Origin of the sequence: Halioglobus sp. HI00S01 (genome assembly GCF_001635445.1) — a bacterium.
Taxonomy (GTDB): Bacteria; Pseudomonadota; Gammaproteobacteria; order Pseudomonadales; family Halieaceae; genus Halioglobus; species Halioglobus japonicus.
Genome location: NZ_LWEE01000412.1, coordinates 1 through 276, shown reverse-complemented (window position 1 = coordinate 276; position 276 = coordinate 1). Strand labels below are relative to the sequence as shown.

Genomic DNA, 276 nt, shown 5'->3' with positions numbered 1-276 from the left:
TGCGCTGGACTACAGCATTGACTGGAATCTCAGCGGCCAGCCTTTCCTCACCTCCAGCGGCGCCCTTGTAGAGGCGGCGGTGGCGAGCATTCGAGATGTCACCGGTACAGAGACCGAGTTGTCGACATCAGGCGGCACGTCCGATGGACGGTTTATCGCGCCCACCGGAGCTCAGGTGGTAGAGCTGGGCCTGATTAACGCCACTATTCACAAGCTCAACGAGGAGGTTAACGCGCCAGACCTGCCGCGTCTCACCGCCATCTACAAAGGCATTAT

1 protein-coding gene is annotated in these 276 nt (G+C 59.4%); it reads left to right on the top strand.

Annotation, left to right across the window (positions count from 1 at the left end):
* On the top strand, positions 1–276 hold a 276-nt coding region (locus tag A3709_RS21920; RefSeq protein WP_156507906.1), incomplete at both ends, for a M20/M25/M40 family metallo-hydrolase.